A 1,805-nucleotide genomic window follows, 5' to 3' on the forward strand; every position below is an offset into this window, starting at 1 on the left:
ATCGCCAGCGCGGTGGAGGAGCAGACGGCCACCACCAACGAGATGTCGCGGTCGGTGCAGGAGGCCGCCGGCGGGTCGACCGAGATCGCCACGAACATCACCGGCGTCTCGACCGCGGCCTCCTCGACGACGCAGGCGCTGGGGCAGACCCGGCAGGCGGTCGACGAGCTGTCCCGGATGGCCAGCGACCTGCGCACCTCGGTGTCCCGCTTCAGCTACTGAGCGGACCCCCGTGCTCCGGCACGGGACCCGGCACAGCACCACGCAGCATCCCCCGACCCCCGGCCGCTGCCCCGCCCCCTTCCCCGGGCGAGGTGGCGGCCGTGGCCGTTCTCCGGGCACTCCCCGCAGTGCGGCCGACCATTCCGGGGACGTCCTGACGTTCTTCCCGCCGTGTCGACTCGGACACCTCCGGAGTGGGTCGTCGACAATTCTCCGCGCACATCGACGACACGCCGTCAACAGCGGTAATGCGCATTACCGCATCCGCCATCCTCGTCGTGCACCACCTACCTCGTGCACTTCCTGGTCGTGACCGGGTGGTGCCGGGGCAACTCGTCAGCCGCTCCCCGTCGCGCGTGCAATCGTTCCCAGGCGGGGCGCCTCCTCCCACCCTCCGGAGACCCGCCATGCGCTCCCCCACCCGCTGGTTCGCCGACCGCCCCCTGGCCGTCCGGTTCGCCCTGCTCGTCGGGGTCGTCGTCGTGGCGTTCTCCGCGCTGCTCACCACGCTGCTCACGTCCAACGCCGCCGTCCGGCAGGCCGAGGACGAGATGTCCGCGCTCGGGGACGCGCATGCGCTGGTGCTGCAACTGGACACCCGCGCCAGTGAGTTCAAGGTCGACGCGTTCCGCGCCCTGGTGCGCCCCGACCCGCAGGCGGAGCTGCCCAACCTGCGCGACGACGTGGCGACGGCCGAGGGGCTGCTGGGGGAGCTGGACGGGATCCCGCTCACCGGCGAGGCTGCCGCGACGGTCGGGGCCCTGGACGGCGCCTTCGCGGCCTACACCGCGGCGATCACCGCCATCGCCGAGGGAGCCGTCGCCGACCAGGCGGGCGCCCGGGCCCGGTTCGAGGAGATCCAGGCGGCCAACGACGTCACCGACGCCGCGGTCGGCGAGGCCAAGGACGCGCTGGCGGCGGCCGAGGCGGCGGCTCACCGGGGCATGGACGACGAGATGGCCGGCGCGGACGTCGCCGCGATGGTGGCGGTCGGTGTCGGGCTGGCGGTGGTCGTGGCCCTCAGTCTGCTGATCCAGCGGTCGCTGGCGCGGCCGATCGGCCGGGTCCGGGCGGCGTTGGAGGCGATGGCCCGCGGCGACCTGACCGTCGACGCCGGCGTCGACGCCCGGGACGAGGTGGGCCAGATGGCCACGGCCCTGGGCACGGCGCAGGGCCACCTCCGATCGGTGGTCGCCGCGGTGGCGGCCTCCTCGGACGCGGTGGCGGCGGCGTCGGAGGAGCTGTCGGCGTCCTCGGCGCAGATCTCGGCGTCGGCGGAGGAGACCTCGGCGCAGTCCGGGGTGGTGTCGACGGCTGCGGACGAGGTGTCGCGGAACGTGGCGACGGTGGCGGCTGGTGCGGAGGAGATGGGTGCCTCGATCCGGGAGATCTCGCAGAACGCGAACGAGGCCGCCCGGGTGGCTGCCCAGGCGGTGACCGAGGCCGAGACGACCACGCAGACGATCACCAAGCTCGGGATCTCCAGCCAGGAGATCGGTGCGGTGGTCAAGACGATCACCTCGATCGCGGAGCAGACGAACCTGCTGGCGCTCAACGCCACGATCGAGGCGGCGCGGGCCGGT

At 73.5% G+C, this 1,805-nt stretch carries 1 protein-coding gene and 1 pseudogene; both read left to right on the top strand.

What is annotated here, in order from left to right; genetic code table 11:
* A pseudogene (locus HLA93_RS20200) lies at positions 1-222 on the top strand (methyl-accepting chemotaxis protein); the annotation flags it as partial.
* Positions 223-629: 407 nt separating this feature from the next.
* Positions 630-1,805, top strand: a 1,176-nt coding sequence (locus HLA93_RS20205; protein WP_222196243.1) for a methyl-accepting chemotaxis protein, incomplete at its 3' end; no start/stop codon positions are given.

Source organism: Modestobacter italicus (assembly GCF_019799965.1).
GTDB classification, from domain to species: Bacteria; Actinomycetota; Actinomycetes; order Mycobacteriales; family Geodermatophilaceae; genus Modestobacter; species Modestobacter italicus_A.